General features: G+C 57.5%; 13 protein-coding genes. 7 read left to right on the top strand and 6 right to left on the bottom strand.

The genetic code is table 11. From position 1 onward, the window contains the following. Nucleotides 1–574 precede the first annotated feature (574 nt). The 6 genes from ACYQ1A_RS11455 to ACYQ1A_RS11430 form a co-directional block, all read right to left on the bottom strand. Nucleotides 575–943: a DUF4288 domain-containing protein gene (locus tag ACYQ1A_RS11455; protein WP_499362145.1), complete on the bottom strand. Its 369-nt coding sequence runs from the start codon at nt 941–943 to the stop codon at nt 575–577. Between the two features lie 237 nt (nt 944–1,180). Then, entirely contained in the window at nt 1,181–1,471 is a 291-nt protein-coding gene (locus ACYQ1A_RS11450; protein WP_499362147.1) for an RHS repeat-associated core domain-containing protein, read from the bottom strand. 489 nt (nt 1,472–1,960) lie between these two features. Beyond that, nucleotides 1,961–2,326 carry a hypothetical protein gene (locus tag ACYQ1A_RS11445; RefSeq protein WP_499362144.1) on the bottom strand — a complete coding sequence of 122 codons (366 nt, stop codon included), beginning with the start codon at nt 2,324–2,326 and terminating at the stop codon, nt 1,961–1,963. Between the two features lie 494 nt (nt 2,327–2,820). Further along, entirely contained in the window at nt 2,821–3,300 is a 480-nt protein-coding gene (locus tag ACYQ1A_RS11440) for a hypothetical protein (protein ID WP_062225035.1), read from the bottom strand. Nucleotides 3,301–3,506: 206 nt separating this feature from the next. Then, entirely contained in the window at nt 3,507–4,040 is a 534-nt protein-coding gene (locus ACYQ1A_RS11435; protein ID WP_499362143.1) for a hypothetical protein, read from the bottom strand. A 147-nt stretch (nt 4,041–4,187) separates the two neighbouring features. After that, complete coding sequence (locus ACYQ1A_RS11430) at nt 4,188–4,679, bottom strand: DUF6714 family protein (protein WP_499362142.1); 492 nt, start codon at nt 4,677–4,679, stop codon at nt 4,188–4,190. A 498-nt stretch (nt 4,680–5,177) separates the two neighbouring features. On the opposite strand from ACYQ1A_RS11430, the gene ACYQ1A_RS11425 reads away from it, so the two are divergent. The 7 genes from ACYQ1A_RS11425 to ACYQ1A_RS11395 all read left to right on the top strand — a co-directional run bounded on the left by ACYQ1A_RS11425 (nt 5,178) and on the right by ACYQ1A_RS11395 (nt 18,016). Further along, the gene (locus ACYQ1A_RS11425; RefSeq protein ID WP_499362141.1) at nt 5,178–6,479 is read left to right on the top strand and encodes an MdtA/MuxA family multidrug efflux RND transporter periplasmic adaptor subunit; all 1,302 of its coding nucleotides are present in this window, start codon (nt 5,178–5,180) and stop codon (nt 6,477–6,479) included. A gap of 39 nt (nt 6,480–6,518) precedes the next feature. Next, nucleotides 6,519–9,626, top strand: a complete 3,108-nt coding sequence (locus ACYQ1A_RS11420) for an MdtB/MuxB family multidrug efflux RND transporter permease subunit (protein WP_499362140.1) — start codon at nt 6,519–6,521, stop codon at nt 9,624–9,626. Continuing rightward, nucleotides 9,626–12,739 carry a multidrug efflux RND transporter permease subunit gene (locus tag ACYQ1A_RS11415; RefSeq protein ID WP_499362139.1) on the top strand — a complete coding sequence of 1,038 codons (3,114 nt, stop codon included), beginning with the start codon at nt 9,626–9,628 and terminating at the stop codon, nt 12,737–12,739. The genes ACYQ1A_RS11420 and ACYQ1A_RS11415 overlap by 1 nt, the downstream gene beginning before the upstream one ends. 20 nt (nt 12,740–12,759) lie before the next feature. Then, complete coding sequence (locus tag ACYQ1A_RS11410) at nt 12,760–14,268, top strand: efflux transporter outer membrane subunit (protein WP_499362138.1); 1,509 nt, start codon at nt 12,760–12,762, stop codon at nt 14,266–14,268. Between the two features lie 338 nt (nt 14,269–14,606). Continuing rightward, nucleotides 14,607–16,205 (top strand): mechanosensitive ion channel family protein, encoded by a 1,599-nt coding sequence (locus ACYQ1A_RS11405; protein WP_499362137.1) that lies wholly within the window; start codon nt 14,607–14,609, stop codon nt 16,203–16,205. A gap of 223 nt (nt 16,206–16,428) precedes the next feature. Beyond that, the gene (locus ACYQ1A_RS11400) at nt 16,429–17,232 is read left to right on the top strand and encodes a hypothetical protein (RefSeq protein ID WP_062223026.1); all 804 of its coding nucleotides are present in this window, start codon (nt 16,429–16,431) and stop codon (nt 17,230–17,232) included. A gap of 355 nt (nt 17,233–17,587) precedes the next feature. Further along, nucleotides 17,588–18,016: a hypothetical protein gene (locus tag ACYQ1A_RS11395; RefSeq protein ID WP_499362136.1), complete on the top strand. Its 429-nt coding sequence runs from the start codon at nt 17,588–17,590 to the stop codon at nt 18,014–18,016. Nucleotides 18,017–18,203 lie beyond the last annotated feature (187 nt).

The raw sequence follows: 18,203 nt of genomic DNA, 5'->3' as shown, positions 1-18,203 counted from the left end.
GCCAGCACCAATCATGCTGTCAATTTTCTCCAGCTCGCTACGGTATACCGCTCCAATCAATTCATCTACTGCAGTTCTTTTAGTCATCTCCCGGCCTCTCATAAACTGGCTTGGATTGTTATATTGAGGGTTAGCCTATTCCGAAAAGAGAGTCTTCCTGCATAACGCCGTCGATCCCTGTTCGGGCGGTTCGCCGATAGTTCTGAAATCTGGTGTTATTTAGTGGCATATTCAATGGCCATGACGTGGCATTGCGCTTTGCTAACGGGGTGAGCAAATAAACTATTGATTTCTTCGATCGAAAAATTGAACCGGCGTACTACTTTGTATTGCAAATTGTACATATAGCCGGTTTTGCCATTCTTTGTCTTTACTTGAAAAAAACATTGCTTCCGTCGTCGATACATACTACCAGCTCAACCAGGTCCCCTTTTTTTTAACATAAAAAAAACGGGCCTTGCAAGGTGGTGGCCCATGCTGATGCCTCGGCTCCTGCCAAACAGACCCCAAACAGCAGAAACAACAACGCCCGCACAAGGCGGGCGCAGAATTGATTTGGTAATTTACGGTGTCTTCATTCCACTATATTGACAGAGACCGACGCGCCCTCGACGTAAGACCTCAAATCGTTCTGGTCTTTGAAATCGATCAGAGAATACGTTAACTCGGTTCCGTCTTCTGGCAAGTTCTGAATACTGCGAGGGCTTGATACCTCGACACATTTTCTAACCCCCCTAAAAACCAGTTTGGCAGGCACACCGTTCCAGCTAAAGCTGCCATGAGCATCCCCCTCCAAAGAGGCACCTATGCTTTCTGACTTAGAGAAGGCCTCATCGGCATTTTCCGCCTCCACCAAATAGGTATTCTCATACGCGGTGAAAAAACTGGGGTCGCCAGTTCTTTCACAAATCTGCATTAGCAAGTTAGCGGCATACCAAGTCATTTTCATTCGCACCTGTACTTATTTTTTCGCTTGCTCTTGTCGCGGCAATTCATGTATTTCTGGGCCTGCTGGATATCTTGAACCTCTTTCTGATTGCCTTCGAATTTGGCCGTAGTCAGCATTTGGTCGAGGATCTCGCATGGGTCTTGACCACTATCCCTTGCTGCCTGCTTTGCATATTCCGTAGCCCAATTTCGACACTGCTCTTTGCCGCCTTTGGCCGTCTGGGTGATGGAATCAGAAGCCCACACTCCAGCGCTGGCACCCAATATTGCTCCAACCACAGTACCAGGGCCTGGCCATACAAAGGAACGTGCTCGGCTCCAAATTCCCCACCGAATACCCAATTTTTGCCGGTCGGATCTGTATAGAGTAACGGGTTGCCCGCCACATATGCATAGGTGTTGATCCCCCGCCCAACCCAATGGGATCGCTCTGGATATACCGCCCTATATACGGATCATATTCGCGGTATCCATTACTACTGCGTGAAATCTCCTTGTCCCAATACTGCCCCGGCATGCGCAGGTTATAGACAAACGTATTGTCCGACCCCGCGGATACTGCCCCTCAGGTGTCACGATCACGTCGGCGATCCTCCCACTCAGCAATCAATCCATTAACAATCAACGCCAGGCCGGCTATGAGGGATGCAACCCAAAAATCCACCTTAAAGAGATAACTACCCACTGCGCCAGCCAGTAACGCAACGGCCAGCCAGATCAGGATGTATAGGACTCTTTTCATCAGGGGCACCCACAAGTTGCAGCACCGGCAGGCACTGGTAGGTAAAAAGAAAATGTTTAGTAGGCAAAAGTAGACGACTCCCGGCTCGCACATCCCGCCAGAAACGACAACGCCCGAGCGGTGGGCATTGTCGTAGCTATGTCTGCTTATCGCTGTCTATAGGGGCTTGCTTTCCGGATTTTCGTAGCCAGGTGATTTGAAAATAGTTTTGCATTTTATGGCAAGCCCGAATGGTTCGATATTGAGAAGCGGGTTGTTCCCCGCATAAACTCATCGTTGAAGTGACTGCCTCAACTTAACAAAAAACAGGATAGCAATCGCCATTTCAACAGCTAGCGCAATGGCGTAAGCAACACCTCCAGCATGAGCAGTAATCACACATAATATAAAATGCCAGACCAGGATGATAACGGCCAAGGAAAGCGGCCACCCCATGCAAGAGGGTTTTGCACGAATAGCCAAACTCAGCCAGACAATCCATGGCAAGAAGCCGGAGGCCAAAATCACATATTTAATAAATGCCAGAAACCCTGTGGCATCTTGTTTCCAGCCAATAGAAAATATAAATCCAAGAAATGCAAATACTGAAGTGCAGGAAATTAATATTAACACTCTAAAAATCATTTCCAATACCATTTATGGATGTCCGTCACGCGGCTCCGGGTGGGCCATACTCAACGCAGCGATAAAGTTCCGCCATAAAATAATGGCCCAAAACCCACTCCATTGAAAACATTGCTGTGGCAGGAGTCAATCCTGGTATTCATGACGCCATTTGTTCCGCCCAGCGCACGATAATTTTAATCGTGTGCAATCAATTCATTTCTTATTTTGTTATACATATCAGCTTGGGATAGATCGGTGGTTCCCCGTGCCCACGCATTTGCCAAGCCCACGTCAAGCAATCTGGTTACCAGTTGGTTTTGAACCCGGAATATTTCACCAGCTTTTGATAGTAGTGGTTATGTCGCCGACGGTCTCGCATGCGCGCTGAGCGTAATAGGAAAACCGATGTATCGCCATTCCCGTTCCCATTCAATGGAGCTAGCCCCATTGGATGTGTGTACCTCAACGGGTTATGGCCAAGATTTGCAACAACAAGGCCCGCACATGGCGGGCGTGCAATGCATCTAGCGTGATTCGTACTCGTTTATCACACCGTACAACTGTTCAAGTACTTGGGTTTGTCTATTTTCTTCCGCACGTTCAATCATGAGTTGTACGAGGTGGAATTCGCGTTCGCTCTTAATGCGACCTCGTTCCAGAACCACACGCATGTCCCGATCCATCTTTTCAAAGAATGCCGGTAGCTCTGCCTCAATAACTGAAATGTACGCCTTGGTCACTTTACTTCGCATATCTGCGGGCAAGCTGCCAAAGCCCCGGGGTATCTCAAGCAATCCCTGTTTAACCCCCGCAATCAACGTCGATGGGGATACCCCTGAAGTCTCGCCGTCTACAAGCTCTCTGATTCGCTTCTCCATAGCTGGCCACATTTCAATAATGAGCTGAAGCGACGGATGATCAAAGCTCGCCAGGACACTAACCACTCCGTTGTAAACACCAAGAAGCTGCTCCAACTCTTGCTTCTTTAATTGAGTTTTACTCATGTTGTTACCTGTTACCAAAGCCGCGTGCGAGTTGGGTTATCGGGTAGAGGCCCGAAAGCTGACGTTGAGGCTGAATTGTATACAGACCCCTCGGGGTTAAGTCGGAGACACCATTGATCCTGTTTCGAGTCGAACCCCCAACACTCTGAGCCCCACCATTTGCATCGATCAATTGTTGTTCCTGACCACGAACTGCGTAGTAGAAATTATTCCTTCGCTTGAGCTTTTCCGTTGTTTTCCTCGTCGAGAATCTTGTTCCACTCGAACATTATTTTGCGATGCAAAGGATCGCTCTCTGGAATTTGCATACTCAACACATCGAACCCCACGAAAACCACAGTCTTTGCCGCAGGATCTTCCCGCAACAGCTTCAAAAGAAAATTGTAGGCCACTTCCGGTGGATACGATCTGCCGATCAGATCTCCGAAGTTGTGTTTTGCCATATAGTCGGAATAGGAACTGGCATATTTGGCTATGACGTCCAACAAAATAGCCCGTTGGTCAGAAGTGTATTTAACGAAATCGCTACTGATTTCCAATAAAAAGTGCTCTATACCTTTGCTCTTTGAAGCTGCCTCGCTGCTCACGACCTTTACTAAAAAATTGAATGCATCTTCCGAAACAGGTCTTTGGGTGAGGATGACTTCGTCGTAAATTTTAGCAGCGCGATATATGGCTCGGGGGCGCGCCTTCTCATCGGCGTTTACAATGTCATTCCATGCTTTTTCTAACATTTTCACCTCGAATCACCCGACGATCCTGAGGGGCGCTGGGCAGGAATTGATATCACAGTGACAGCAGCCGAGGCCAGGTGGCAGGAGCTACCGGCGTTGCGGAAACCCCATTGGATCTGTACAACTTAATAGACTTCAGACCCATATGCATGGCTATTTCAAGTAATCAGCCCAAAACAAACCCAATGCTTCAGCAGCTTCATCATGGGCCTCATGCTTCAAATAGTGTTCACTTACGAATTTCAAAAATTCAGCAATGGCGCGATGCTGAGTAGATTCAAGGGTTCTCAGCGCAGCGTGATGTTTATGCGCTGAATCCTGAATGGGCCTTATCAGCTTCGGAATAAATTCTGCTGAGATTGCATCTGCTTCATAAAAATTCTTACACACAATTTCCATATAGCACGGAAGATAATAGATAAAGCCCGGTGCACTCATGAAGGTTAAGCAGGCAGACCCATCGCCCTGGTATGAGTTTTGTAGATCTCCCAAGGAGATATCCCACCAGCTTTTTCCTGCAAAAAAATCTCTGACAGATTGGGCTTCCAAACTGTTGTTATCCACAATGAGGTTCACCTGTGGAGGAGGCTCTTTGCCAAAGTAACTCTGTATGACGAAACACAACTCTTCAGCCGTTTTAATCATGGGATTTTCCCTTCACAAGCAGCTACAGAATTCCACACTTCAATGGCGTTGTATTGGGTGCAGCCAGTCTGCCCAAACCGGTAGGCAATTCGGTTCCGGATGCGTCAGTCAATCTGGCTAACAAGTCGCTCATTAAAACCCTCCAATTGTGTATTTAGCGACGGCGCCCAAGCGCAATTTTGCGCGACTCGATGTGTGCGTTGCTTTCACTCCAGCAGATGTTATCTCGACGCGGCGGTGCTATGGCGCTTCCGTTCATGTCTGAAAACGAAGCCCCCGTCATCCACGCGCCCAGCGGCGCCACCCCGCCTTTACAAAACCTTTACGATCACCTAACCCCCATTAACGGACCGCTACGGCACACTGCCGCCTTCAGCATGGCCTAAGCCCGACCAGGGCAAAGTACCGTGCGTTTTACATATGTATAAATACACGCTCCGCACCACCCAACCACAAGCCCGTGCGCAACGGGCGTACACACGTAGAACTGGAACCGGTATGTCCGAGAATCAGCAGCCTGTTGTTACTCCCCCTGCCCATGTAAACCGCAAGCGTACGACCTGGCCGTACTGGATTGCGGCGGTGGTGATCGTTGCGGGTGGCGTTTATTTCATCAAGCATGCGCAGAGTGCGCCGGCGGCCAGTGCGGGCGGTGGGCGGCGGGCGATGATGGGGGCGGGCGCGGGGCCGATGCCGGTGCAGGCGCGGCCGGTGCGTAAGGGTGATCTCAATATTTATCTGAATGGCCTGGGCACGGTTACGCCGGCCAATTCGGTCACTGTGCATACGCGTGTCGATGGCTTGCTGCAGAAGGTGTTCTTTACCGAAGGCCAGATGGTTAAAGAAGGTCAGGTGCTGGCACAGATTGATCCGGCGCCGTTTGCGGTGGCGGTGGCGCAAGCCGAGGGCCAGCTGGCGCGTGACAAAGCGCAGTTGGCCAGTGCGCAGCAAGATGCGGCGCGTTATCAGACGCTGGTGACGCAGGATTCGATTTCCAAACAGACGGCTGATCAGCAAGCGGCTTTGGTGCAGCAATACGCGGGCACGGTCAAAGCGGATCAGGCGGCAGTGGATTCGGCCAAATTGCAATTATCGTATACGCGGGTGACGGCACCGGCTTCGGGCCGGGTTGGTTTGCGTCAGGTTGACCCGGGCAATATGGTGCATGCCTCTGATACCACGGGGCTGGTCATCATTAACCAGGTCACGCCGGTATCGGTGTTGTTCACGATTCCAGAAGCCAATCTGCCTGCGGTCATGAAGCAGTTGCAGGCGGGGCAGAAGTTGGCGGTCGATGCGTTTGATCGCACCCAGACCACGCAGTTGGCCAAAGGTACCTTGCTGACCATCGATAACCAGATCGATACCACTACCGGCACCGTCAAGCTCAAGGCGACCTTTCCTAACGAAGACGGCAGCCTGTTCCCCAATCAATTTGTGAATGCGCGTTTGCTGGTCGAAACCAGGCATGACGCCACCTTTATGCCGTCGGCGGCCGTGCAGCGTGGTTCGGCGGGGACGTTTGTGTTCTCGGTGGGCGATGACAAAACCGTCAGCGCGGTGCCGGTGACGCTGGGTGCCATCGATGGCGACAAGCAAGAAGTGCTCAAAGGCGTGCGTCCGGGCGACGTGGTGGTGATCGATGGTGGCGACAAGCTTAAAGATGGCGGCCAGGTTGAAGTGGTGGCAGCCAATGCCAGCGAAGTGGCGGCCAAACCGCGTGGTCATCGCGGCAGCGGTCCGCATGGCAAACGGGCTTCGGGCGCGTGGCAACATCGTCCGTCGTCGGATCAACAGTAAACAACAAGGCCAGTCCTCGTTCGTTAGCCGGAGCCTTGTATGAATCCCTCACGCCCGTTTATTTTGCGGCCGGTCGCGACCTCGTTATTGATGGTGGCCATTTTGCTGGCCGGCCTGGTTGCGATGAAGTTTTTGCCGATTTCGGCTTTGCCCGAAGTCGATTACCCCACCATCCAGGTGGTCACGCTGTACCCGGGCGCCAGCCCGGATGTGACCACCTCGTCGATTACTGCGCCGTTGGAGCGCCAGTTTGGCCAGATGCCAGGCCTGGCGCAGATGTCGTCGCAATCCAGCGGCGGCGCGTCGGTCATTACGCTGCAGTTCAGTCTGGAAATTGGTCTCGATGTGGCCGAGCAGGAAGTGCAGGCGGCCATCAACGCCGGTAGCAATTTGCTGCCAACCGATCTGCCGATGCCGCCGATCTACAGCAAGGTTAACCCGGCAGATACGCCGATTCTGACGCTGGCGGTCACATCCGATACGCTGCCGCTGCCCAAGGTAGAAGACCTGGTGGATACGCGGCTGGCGCAAAAGATTTCGCAGTTGCCGGGCGTGGGTCTGGTCAGCTTGTCGGGCGGGCAGCGTCCGGCGGTGCGGGTGCAGGTTAATCCGCAGCAAGTGGCGTCGTATGGCCTCAGTATCGAGGATGTGCGTACCGCCATCGGTGCAGCCAACGTCAATCAGGCCAAAGGCAGTTTTGATGGCCCGTTGCGTGCATCGACCATCGATGCCAACGACCAGCTAAAGACGGCGGCGGAATATCAAAGTCTGATTGTCGCTTACAAGAATGGCGCGGCAATCCGCTTGTCCGATGTGGCGCAGATTGTCGATGGCGCAGAAAACAGCAAGCTGGCGGCCTGGGCCGATAAAAAGCCGGCCATCATCGTCAATATCCAGCGGCAGCCGGGCGCTAACGTGATTGCCACCGTCGACGCCATCAAGGGCATATTGCCTGGCTTGCAGCAAGGCTTGCCCGGTTCGGTCGACGTCAAGGTCTTGACCGACCGGACCGATACCATCCGCGCCTCGGTCAGCGATGTGCGGCTGGAGCTGATGCTGTCGGTGGGCCTGGTGGTGCTGGTCATCTTTCTGTTTTTGCGCAATGTGCCCGCCACCATCATCCCCAGCGTGGCGGTGCCGCTGTCGCTGATTGGCACCTTTGGCGTGATGTATATGGCCGGGTTCTCCATCAATAACCTGACCTTGATGGCGCTGACCATTGCGACCGGTTTTGTGGTCGATGACGCCATCGTCATGATCGAAAACATCAGCCGCTATATCGAAGAAGGCGAAACGCCGATGAAAGCCGCGCTCAAGGGCGCGGAACAGATTGGCTTTACCATTATTTCGCTGACGTTTTCGCTGATTGCGGTGCTGATTCCGCTGCTGTTTATGGGCGATGTAGTAGGGCGCTTGTTCCGCGAATTTGCCATCACGCTGGCGGTGTCTATCCTGATTTCGGCGGTGGTATCGCTCACGCTGACGCCGATGATGTGCGCGCGTTTGCTCAAGCATGTGCCGGAAGAAAAACAGACCTGGTTCTACCACGCCAGCCAGCGCTTTTTTGATCGGGTGATTGCGCGCTACGGCAAGATCCTCAACTGGGTGCTGGATCGCCAGCCGCTCACGCTGATGGTGGCCCTGGCGACCGTGGCGCTCACCGCCTTGTTATATATCTTTGTGCCGAAGGGCTTCTTTCCGGTGCAGGACACCGGCGTGATTCAGGCCATCAGCGATGCTTCGCAATCGGTGTCGTTCAGTGCCATGGCGGAGCGCCAGCAAGCACTGGCCGCGGTCATCCTGCAAGACCCGGACGTGGACAGCGTGTCGTCGTATATCGGCGTGGATGGCACCAATGCCACGCTCAATAGCGGCCGTATGCTGATCAACCTGAAGCCGCACGATACGGGCCGCGCCAGCGCCAGTGAGATCATTCGTCGCTTGCAACCCAAAGTCGAACACGTGGCCGGCATTACTTTATATATGCAGCCGGTGCAGGATCTGACCATCGAAGATCGGGTTTCGCGCACGCAGTATCAGTTCACGCTGCAATCGCCCGATCTGGACCAGTTGGGTGTATGGACGCCCAAACTCGTGGCCAAGCTGCAGACCATTCCGCAACTGGCCGATGTTGCCAGCGACTTGCAGGACAGGGGTTTGCAGGCGTGGGTGGATATTGATCGCGATGCGGCCGGGCGGCTGGGTATTACCCCGGCAGCCATCGACCAGGTGCTGTACAGCGCCTATGGTCAGCGCATGATTTCGACCATCTTTACCCAGTCAAATCAGTACCGCGTCATCCTGGAAGCCACGCCCAGCGACAAGGGCATCGCGCAACTGGATGATCTGCATGTGGCGGGCACGGGCGGTGTGCAAGTGCCGTTGTCGGCGGTGGCGCATGTGGTGGAGCGAGACGCACCGTTGTCGATCAACCATCTGGCGCAATTCCCGTCCTCGACCATCTCGTTTAACCTGGCCTCGGGCGCCTCTTTGGGTGAGTCGGTGCAGTTGATCGAACAAGCCGAAAAAGAGATCGGCATGCCGGCCGCCATCGTCACCAGCTTCCAGGGTGCGGCGCTGGCGTTCCGCGCGGCGTTGCAGAACGAACTGTGGCTGATTCTGGCTGCGATTATCACGATGTATATCGTGCTGGGCGTGCTGTACGAATCGTATATCCACCCGATTACCATTCTGTCGACGCTGCCGTCGGCCGGCATCGGCGCGTTGCTGGCCTTGCTGGTGGGGCGCACGGACCTTAGCGTGATTGCCATCATCGGCATCATCTTGCTGATCGGTATCGTCAAAAAGAACGCCATCATGATGATCGACTTTGCGCTGGAGGCCGAACGCGATCATGGCAAGTCGCCGCGCGAGGCCATCTATCAAGCGTGTCTGCTGCGCTTCCGGCCGATTCTGATGACCACCATGGCGGCCTTGCTGGGCGCGCTGCCGCTGATGCTGGGCAACGGCGTTGGCTCCGAGCTGCGCCATCCGCTGGGCGTAACCATGGTCGGCGGCTTGCTGGTCAGCCAGGTGTTGACGCTGTTCACCACGCCGGTGATCTATCTGTACTTTGATCGGCTGGGTACGCGTTTGCGCAAATGGCGCGGCCGCCATGACAGCACGCGTGTGACGGACGTGCGCTGATGAGCTTCTCTTCTATCTTTATCAAACGTCCGGTCGCCACCACGCTGCTGACCATAGGCGTGGCGCTGGCCGGGGCGGTGGCGTTCAATCTGCTGCCGGTGTCGCCGCTGCCGCAGGTGGATTTTCCGACGATTTCGGTGTCGGCCAGCTTGCCCGGTGCTTCGCCCGATACCATGGCGGCGACGGTGGCCACGCCGCTGGAACGCGCCCTGGGCCGCATTGCGGGCGTTACCGAAATGACGTCGTCCAGTTCGTTAAGCTCGACGCGCATTACGCTGCAGTTTGACCTTAACCGCGATATCAACGGGGCGGCGCGCGATGTGCAGGCGGCCATCAACGCCAGTCGCGCGCTGTTGCCGTCCGGCATGCCCAGCAATCCCACCTATCGTAAGGTCAACCCGGCCGATGCCCCGGTGATGATCCTGGCGCTGACTTCCAACACCATGAGCCAGGGCCAGATGTATGACGCGGCCTCGACCATCCTCGCGCAGAAATTGTCGCAGGTGGATGGCGTGGGCCAGGTCAGCGTGGGCGGTAGCTCCTTGCCGGCGGTGCGGGTGGAACTCAATCCGTCGCAGCTCAACAAGTACGGCATTCCGCTGGAAAGCGTGCGCACCACGCTGGCCAATGCCAACGCCAATCGTCCCAAAGGCATGCTGGAATCGGGCGATCAGCACTGGCAGATTTACGCCAGCGACCAGGCCAAAACGGCCGCTGAATACATGCCGCTGATCATCAGCTACCAGAATGGCAACGCGGTGCGGGTGTCGGATGTGGGCGATGTGGTTGATTCGGTGCAGGACGTGCGCAATGCCGGGATGGCCAATGGCAAACCCTCGGTGCTGGTGATTATCAGCCGCCAACCGGGTGCCAACATTATCGAGACGGTTAACGCGGTGAACCGCGAGCTGCCGGCGCTCAAAGCGCAGATCCCCGCCGCCATCAATATGGAAACGGCGATGGACCGCACGCCCACCATCCGCGCTTCGCTCAATGAAGTGGAGCGCACGCTGATCATTTCGGTATTGCTGGTGATCGGCGTGGTGTTTGTGTTCTTGCGCAATGGTCGCGCCACGCTGATTCCGTGCGTGGCAGTGCCGGTGTCGCTGATCGGCACTTTTGTAGCGATGTATCTGTGTGGCTTCAGCCTCAACAATCTGTCGCTGATGGCGCTGACGGTGGCGACCGGTTTTGTGGTCGATGATGCCATCGTGGTGCTGGAAAACATCTCACGCCATATCGAAGAGGGCATGAAGCCGTTTGCTGCCGCGCTGGCCGGGGCGCGTGAGGTGGGCTTTACCGTCATCTCGATGAGCATTTCGCTGGTGGCGGTGTTTATCCCCATCCTGATGATGGGCGGCATTGTCGGGCGCTTGTTCCGCGAATTTGCGGTGACGCTGTCGGTGGCCATTCTGGTATCACTGGTGGTCTCGCTGGCCACCACGCCCATGATGTGCGCGCGCCTGCTGCGGCCCGAACCCAAAGAACACGGGCGGCTGTATCGCGCCAGTGAACGCGTGTTTGAGGGCATGCTCGGCGGCTACCGTCGTTCGCTGGCGTGGGCGCTGAATCAGGCCCCGCTGATCATGCTGATCCTGCTCGCTACGGTCTGCCTGAATGTCTATCTATATATAGTGATTCCCAAGGGCTTCTTTCCGCAGCAGGATACCGGCCGCATGATGGGCATGGTGCAGGCGGATCAGGCCATCAGCTTCCAGGCCATGCGCATCAAGATGCAGCAGTTCATGAACATCGTGAAGAGCGATCCGGCGGTGGAATCGGTGGTGGGCTTTACCGGCGGCGGCCAGCGCAACGGCGGCAATATGTTTGTGGCGCTCAAACCGCTCAGCCAACGCAAGGAAACGGCGGACCAGGTGATTGCGCGCCTGCGTGAACCTTTGGGCCAGGTGCCGGGCGCGCGCGCCTTTCTGCAGTCGGTACAGGACATCCGCGTTGGCGGCCGCAGTGCCAATGCGCAGTATCAATACACGATCCAGGCCGATGACCTGCAAGCCTTGCGCACGTGGGAGCCCAAGGTCCGCGCTGCTTTGTCCAATATCGACCTGTTGAAAGACGTCAACACAGATCAGCAAGACAAGGGTCTGCAGACGTCGCTCAATATTGATCGGGATGCGGTAGCCCGCTTGGGGCTGACGGTCAGCCAGGTGGATAGCGCGCTTAACGACGCCTTCGGCCAACGCCAGGTTTCCACCATCTATAACCCGCTCAATCAGTACCACGTGGTGATGGAAGTGGCGCCGCAATACTGGCAAAGCCCGGAAGCGTTGAAGGACGTGTTCCTGATTACCGCGGCCGGGGCGCAAGTGCCCTTGTCGGCGGTGGCCAGCTATGGCCCCACCTTTACACCCTTGGCAGTCAACCATCAGGGCCAGTTTGTCAGCAGCACCATCTCGTTCAACCTCGATCCGGGTACGTCTTTGTCGCAAGCGCAAAAAGCGATTGAAGACGCCATGAACCGCCTCGGCGTGCCGACCAGCGTGCATGGTTCGTTCTCGGGCTCAGCGCAGGCGTTCCAGCAAAGCCAGAGCAGCCAGCCCATCCTGATCCTGGCGGCCATCATTGCGGTCTACATCGTGCTGGGCATCTTGTATGAGAGCTATGTGCATCCGATCACCATTCTGTCGACGCTGCCGTCGGCCGGGGTGGGGGCTTTGCTGGCGCTGATGTTGTTCAAGACCGAGTTCACCATCGTGGCGCTGATCGGCGTGTTGTTGCTGATTGGTATCGTCAAGAAAAACGCCATCATGATGATCGACTTTGCGCTGGATGCAGAACGCCGCCTGGGCATGAATTCGCGCGATGCCATCTTCCATGCCTGCATGTTGCGCTTTCGCCCGATCATGATGACCACGGCCGCCGCGATCCTTGGCGCGATTCCGCTGGCGCTCGGCCACGGCGACGGCGCCGAACTGCGCCAACCGCTGGGGATCTCGATCGTCGGCGGCCTGGTGGTGAGCCAGATTCTGACGCTGTACACCACGCCGGTGATGTATCTGTATCTCGACCGGTTCCGGCTGTGGGCGCTGCGGCGTCGCGGCATGGCCGAAACCCGATCCACCTTCGACCCGCGCCCTGAAGCCGGGCCACGCTAAACGCTATGGCAAATATTGATATGGTCTCTACGCAAAACAAAAAATCGCCGCTTATTGCGCGTCCGGCGTCGCGTCTGGGCTTGCTGGCTGTGGCCATGGCGGCCGTGCTGGTCGGCGGGCTGAGCGGCTGCGCCGTTGGCCCCGATTACCACGGCGCGCCTGATGCCAGCATGCCGGTGGCGTACAAGGAACTGGCAGGCTGGAAACAGGCGCAACCGGCTGATCTGAAGCCGCGCGGTGACTGGTGGACCGTGTATGACGACGCCACCTTGAATGCCCTGATGCCGCAAGTGCAGGTCAACAACCAGACGGTAAAGCAGTTTGAAGCCGCCTACCGGCTGGCCGTGGCGGCGGGCGATGCGGCACGGGCTTCGTTCTGGCCCACGCTGTCGCTGGGTTTGTCGGCCAGCCGCAGTGCCAGCAACACCAGCACGCTGAGCGGCGTCGACAACACCACGACCACCAGCCGCAGCAGTGTCAAAAACAACTACAGCCAATCGCTGGATGCCAGTTGGGAGCCGGATATCTGGGGCAAGGTACGCCGTTCGGTCGAAGCGCAGGACGCGGCCACCCAGGCCAGCGCAGCCGATCTGGCAGGCGCTTTGCTCAGTGCCCAGGCCACGCTGGCGCAGGATTATTTTGCCTTGCGGGTGCTGGATAGCCAGAAGACGCTGTATCAGCAAACCGTCGACGCTTATCAAAAGTCGCTGACGCTGACGCAAAACCAATACCAGGCCGGCATCGTTACCCGATCGGATGTGGCGCAGGCGCAAACGCAATTGCTCAATGCCCAGGCGCAACTGACCGATCTGGAAGTGAGCCGTGCCCAGATGGAACACGCCATCGCCATTCTGCTGGGCAAAGCACCGGCCGATTTCAGTTTGCCGGTGGTGCCCCTGGCGGCCAAATTGCCAGGCGTGCCTGTGGGGCTGCCGTCGGCGTTGCTGGAGCGGCGGCCCGATGTGGCCTCGGCCGAACGCGCGGTGGCCAAGGCGAATGCCAATATCGGCGTGGCGACGGCGGCGATGTTCCCGGCCTTGTCCTTGTCGGCGTCGGGCGGGTATCAGAACAACAGCTTTGCGCAGTGGTTTAACGCGCCCAGCCAGATCTGGTCGCTGGGCGCGGCGCTGGCGCAGCCCTTGTTTGAAGGCGGTCTGCTCAAGGCCGGCCAGAACGAGGCCAAGGCCAGCTATGACCAGGTGGTGGCGACCTATCGGCAAACAGTATTGGGCGGCCTGCAGGAAGTGGAAGACAACCTGGTTGCCTTGCGTGTGCTGGATGACGAAGCGGTAACCCGCGACCAGGCCGTGGCGGCGGCGCGCGATGCGCAGCAACTGGCGCAAAACCAGTACAAGGCCGGCACCACAACCTACCTGACTGTGGCCAGTGCGCAGGCTTCGGCGTTGTCGGCCGAGGTGACGGCCCTGCAACTGCAGGGACGCCAGTTCAGTGCACATGTGTTGTTGGTGAAAGCACTGGGCGGCGGATGGAATGGCTTGAGTGGCGAAGCGGTGGCGGCAGGGCATTGAGCGCAGAGCGGCGCCGCATGCGCGGGCTGGCGGTGCCGGGGTGGTGCTTGCCTGCTTGAGTCCGCGCCGCAGCTTGTGAAGCCGGGCGTCTGGTGGCGCGCCGGCGTGCCGCCCTGGCAGGGGCCGGCAGTCTTGCAGGCGCAATAGCAGAAATGTCGGCCACGCAGGGCGGCAACTGACCCCGTTCCGCCGCCACGGCGGCGCGGGGTTTTGTTTTGGGCCGCGCGCTGCGCGGTGGCTGGCGGGTAATCGCAATGATTGCGCGCATGAATAAATTCAATTTGCCGGTGCCATCAGCTATACCACCCAAGACCCCTCACTCGCGGCCACGCAAAATCATGTACAAAAATCTGTTCTGCTTGCTGCTGGCGCTGCTGCTAACGCCCGCCGTATTCGCTACGCCCACGCCCACCGCCGCATCTGGCCCGGCCGCCGCAACGCTGCGCTTTGCCAATCGTGACATCGTCACTTTTCGGGCCAGCCTGGGCGGGGTGACGCCACAGTTACGGGTATCGCGCACCGAGGCCAGTCTGGATGCCTTGCCCGAACGCGCGCTCGACGCGCCGCTGACGCGGCTGCAACTGAGCATGAACAACGCACCGGTCACCGTATTCCAGTTGGGCGATCGTTTGTTGTTCTGGCTGGTGCCCGCTGATCAGGACCCGGCCTCAACGCAAACGTATGCTCAGCTGATCGACCGGACCGATGCCAATCTCCGCGCGGCACTCACGGCCAAGGCGCAGGGCCTGCATTGGCCCAATCTGTTGCATGGGCTGATCGCCAGCGCCATCGCGACGGCCTTGCTGGTGCTGGCCAGCTGGGCGCTCAGCCAGTTACGTCGACGCTTGTTGCGCTTGATGGCGCGGATGCGTGACGAGCATGTGGCGCTCGCCGGCTTTGACTGGATGGAGATGGTGCAGCAGTGGGCGGTGCGCTTGATCCAGACCGTTGCGGTGCTGGCCTGGTTGGCGCTGGCGTGGGCGTGGTTGTTATATGTGCTGGAGCAATTCAGCTTTACCCAGCCGCTGGGCGATCGCATGGGCGAGTTGCTCGCCAGCCTGGCCGCACGCTTTGCCCAGGCGTTTATCGATGCGATTCCGGGCGTGATTACCGTGGTGGTGATCTTGCTGATTACGCGGGCGCTCAATGCGCTGGTGATCCGGGTATTTACCTCGGTGCAACAAGGCCATATGGAAATTCCCGGTCTGCACCCGGAAACCGCAGCGGCCACGCGGCGCATGGTCAGTGTGTTGGTGTGGGCCTTAGGTCTGACGTTTGCCTATCCGTATATTCCCGGCTCGCAGAGCGATGTGTTCAAGGGGCTGTCGGTGTTGTTTGGATTCATGATCACCTTGGGCTCGGCCGGGGTGGTCAATCAGCTTATGAGCGGCATGGTGCTGGTGTATTCGCGAGCGCTGCGGCGCGGCGATCTGGTGGCCATCGGCGAAACCACTGGCGTGGTCACCGAATTAAGCACGCTGTCGGTCAAGCTGCTGACACGGCGCATGGAGGAAATTACCATTCCCAACGCCGTGGTGGTGGGCAACACCATCTATAACTACACCCGCCAGGCCGGGCCGGCGGGGTCGTTGGTCTCCACCACAGTGACCATCGGCTACGACACGCCCTGGCGTCAGGTGCATGCCATGTTGATCGCTGCCGCAGTGCGTACGCCGGGGCTGGCGCAAGAGCCCGTGCCTTATGTATTGCAACGGGCGCTCTCGGATTTCTATGTGGAATATCAGTTGTTCGCGCATATGCCAAATCCGCTGGAACGGGCCACGGTGTTATCGGTGCTGCATGGCGAAATCCAGGATGAATTCAATCGCAATGGCGTGCAGATCATGTCGCCGCATTTCGAAGAGCAGCCGGAAAGCGCGGTGCTGGTGCCGCCTGCCGCGTGGTATACGCCACCCGCGCAGCCGCCTGTGGCCTGAGTCGAGGCCGGTGGAGCCCGGCAAAGTGTTGCAAAACTGACCGACGGTGCGGACCGCAGAACGGCTGGGCGTGAATTTTCACGACGACCCGTCTAACGTTACAGCATCGGTCAGGGCAATTTATAAAGCGTTTTAAACGCAGCCTGATCCCACTAAAAAACCAAAGTAGCAACACACGGCCTGCCTGCCATTTTTGAGGCTGGCGCACGTCGGGAGAACGGGCATGGCAGATGGGACGACAGCGCGATACAGACGGCCACGCTGGCTGGCGGCTGCGCTGAGCCTGTGTCTGTGCAGCGCGTGGGCGAGCGCGGATGAGGTCGATGACGTCGGCCTGGCCCTGCTGCGACCGCCGCAACAAACCGTCGGCGCGCGCTTGATGCAAAGCGCGCTGGCGCACCACTGGGGTGTGCCGCAGGACGATGCGCTGGTGCCGCTCAATCGCGACTGGACCATGTTGTCGCACACCACGCTGTCTGGTGCACAGACCGATTTGCTGCCGGGTAGCAATCCTTATGGCGGCGGCGAGACCGTACACAATGTGTGGCTGGCACCCAATGCCGTCGCTAACGACGGTGGCTTGATGCTGGCGGGCGGCACCGCTTATCTAAGTAGTGACCCGGCCACGCGTCCGCCGGGGGCGGATCGTTGGGGCACCGGGCCTTCCGGTGTGTTGATGATGCAAGCCAGCCAGTGGCAGTGGGGCGTGCAAGCCAGCCATATCTGGTCTTATGCCACGCCCGGCGTGCCAGGCAATCTGCGCAACAGCAATAGCGTGTCGGCCATGCAGCCATTTCTGGCGTATACCCAGAAGTCCGGGCTGACCTGGTCGGTAGGCTCGGACAGCAGCTATGACTGGACCGCGCGCAACTGGAGCGTGCCGGTCAGTGCTGGGGTCAGCAAGCCGTTCAGCTTTGGCCAGCAAAAGGGCAGTGTGGGGCTGGAGGGCAAGTACTGGATGGCCAGGCCGGATTCGGCGCCGGGCTGGGGTGTGCGGCTGACTGCTTCGATGTTGTTTCCCGATTAGGCCTGCCTGCCACGGCTTTGCCTGTGCTAAACGGCCCATGCTGTTGCGATACCACCTGGCGTGCGCCAGCCCGGTTGTCTATATCTGATACCGCGTTCCCGCAAAACTGAAAGCAGCGTGCACTCATGTCTTGGGCCCCCGAATGATTTTGGCCACTTGTGCCATAGCCGGGGCCGACCCGATTGAGCAAGACTACGCCGGGCCTGGGGACTGCGCTGATTGTATGACGGCGGCATGCCGTTGAAATCAGCGTCAGCCATGCCTCACAGACTGTGCGTGCGTGTACGTGGCGCACCGACAGAATGCGTTTTCTCACTGTGTTACAAATCCAACCATCCCTGAGGGAGTCTTCCGCATGCGTTGTATCACCGCTTGCATGGCCGTATTGATTGCCGCCGCGCCTTTCGTCATTGCCCCCACGGTGCAGGCCGCCGGTTTGGGTTTTATGAGCAATACCCCGCTGACGCGTTTAAGCACGGCGGACCAGAAAAGCCTGAACGACAGCGTGATGGCTGCGCTGAATGAAGCCAAAGACGGCGAGCACCGCACGTGGAGCAGCGCCGACGCGGATACCAACAGCAAACGCGGCACCACGGTCGACCTGGTGCCCACCCGCAGTTACCAGCATGGTGGGCGCGACTGTCGGAATATTCAGCTCTCGTTTACCAGCAAGGTTCAGAACGACCGCATGACGCCGGCATATTGCAAGCTCGATGACGGCACATGGAAATTGCTGGCTCCCAGCAAGCCAAAAAGCAAGGCCAGCCCCGCTAACCCGGCTTGAAGCGGGCAAAAGTTGTCTGATACAAATCTTTTTGGGGTGAACAACCCGAAAGCTTGGTTGCATCAGCGGTAACATACTGACAACTTTGCCGACAAAGCTGACAAAACCCAGGAGCCCTCCTGGGTTTTTTTACGCCCTGACCATCCGGTCGAGCTGTACATCGATACCTGACGACACCCACTGCACG

It is taken from the genome of Silvimonas sp. JCM 19000 (genome assembly GCF_054652575.1).
Note: the sequence above shows the minus strand (reverse complement) of the source record. Positions and strands in the feature narration are given on the sequence as shown.

Excerpts from the sequence above, each read along its gene's own strand:
- ACYQ1A_RS11455 (WP_499362145.1), bottom strand. The coding sequence starts at position 943 with ATGACTTGGTATGCCGCTAACTTGCTAATGCAGATTTGTGAAAGAACT.
- ACYQ1A_RS11445 (WP_499362144.1), bottom strand. The coding sequence starts at position 2,326 with ATGGTATTGGAAATGATTTTTAGAGTGTTAATATTAATTTCCTGCACT.
- ACYQ1A_RS11440 (WP_062225035.1), bottom strand. The coding sequence starts at position 3,300 with ATGAGTAAAACTCAATTAAAGAAGCAAGAGTTGGAGCAGCTTCTTGGT.
- ACYQ1A_RS11430 (WP_499362142.1), bottom strand. The coding sequence starts at position 4,679 with ATGATTAAAACGGCTGAAGAGTTGTGTTTCGTCATACAGAGTTACTTT.
- ACYQ1A_RS11425 (WP_499362141.1), top strand. The coding sequence starts at position 5,178 with ATGTCCGAGAATCAGCAGCCTGTTGTTACTCCCCCTGCCCATGTAAAC.
- ACYQ1A_RS11420 (WP_499362140.1), top strand. The coding sequence starts at position 6,519 with ATGAATCCCTCACGCCCGTTTATTTTGCGGCCGGTCGCGACCTCGTTA.
- ACYQ1A_RS11415 (WP_499362139.1), top strand. The coding sequence starts at position 9,626 with ATGAGCTTCTCTTCTATCTTTATCAAACGTCCGGTCGCCACCACGCTG.
- ACYQ1A_RS11410 (WP_499362138.1), top strand. The coding sequence starts at position 12,760 with ATGGTCTCTACGCAAAACAAAAAATCGCCGCTTATTGCGCGTCCGGCG.
- ACYQ1A_RS11405 (WP_499362137.1), top strand. The coding sequence starts at position 14,607 with ATGTACAAAAATCTGTTCTGCTTGCTGCTGGCGCTGCTGCTAACGCCC.
- ACYQ1A_RS11400 (WP_062223026.1), top strand. The coding sequence starts at position 16,429 with ATGGCAGATGGGACGACAGCGCGATACAGACGGCCACGCTGGCTGGCG.
- ACYQ1A_RS11395 (WP_499362136.1), top strand. The coding sequence starts at position 17,588 with ATGCGTTGTATCACCGCTTGCATGGCCGTATTGATTGCCGCCGCGCCT.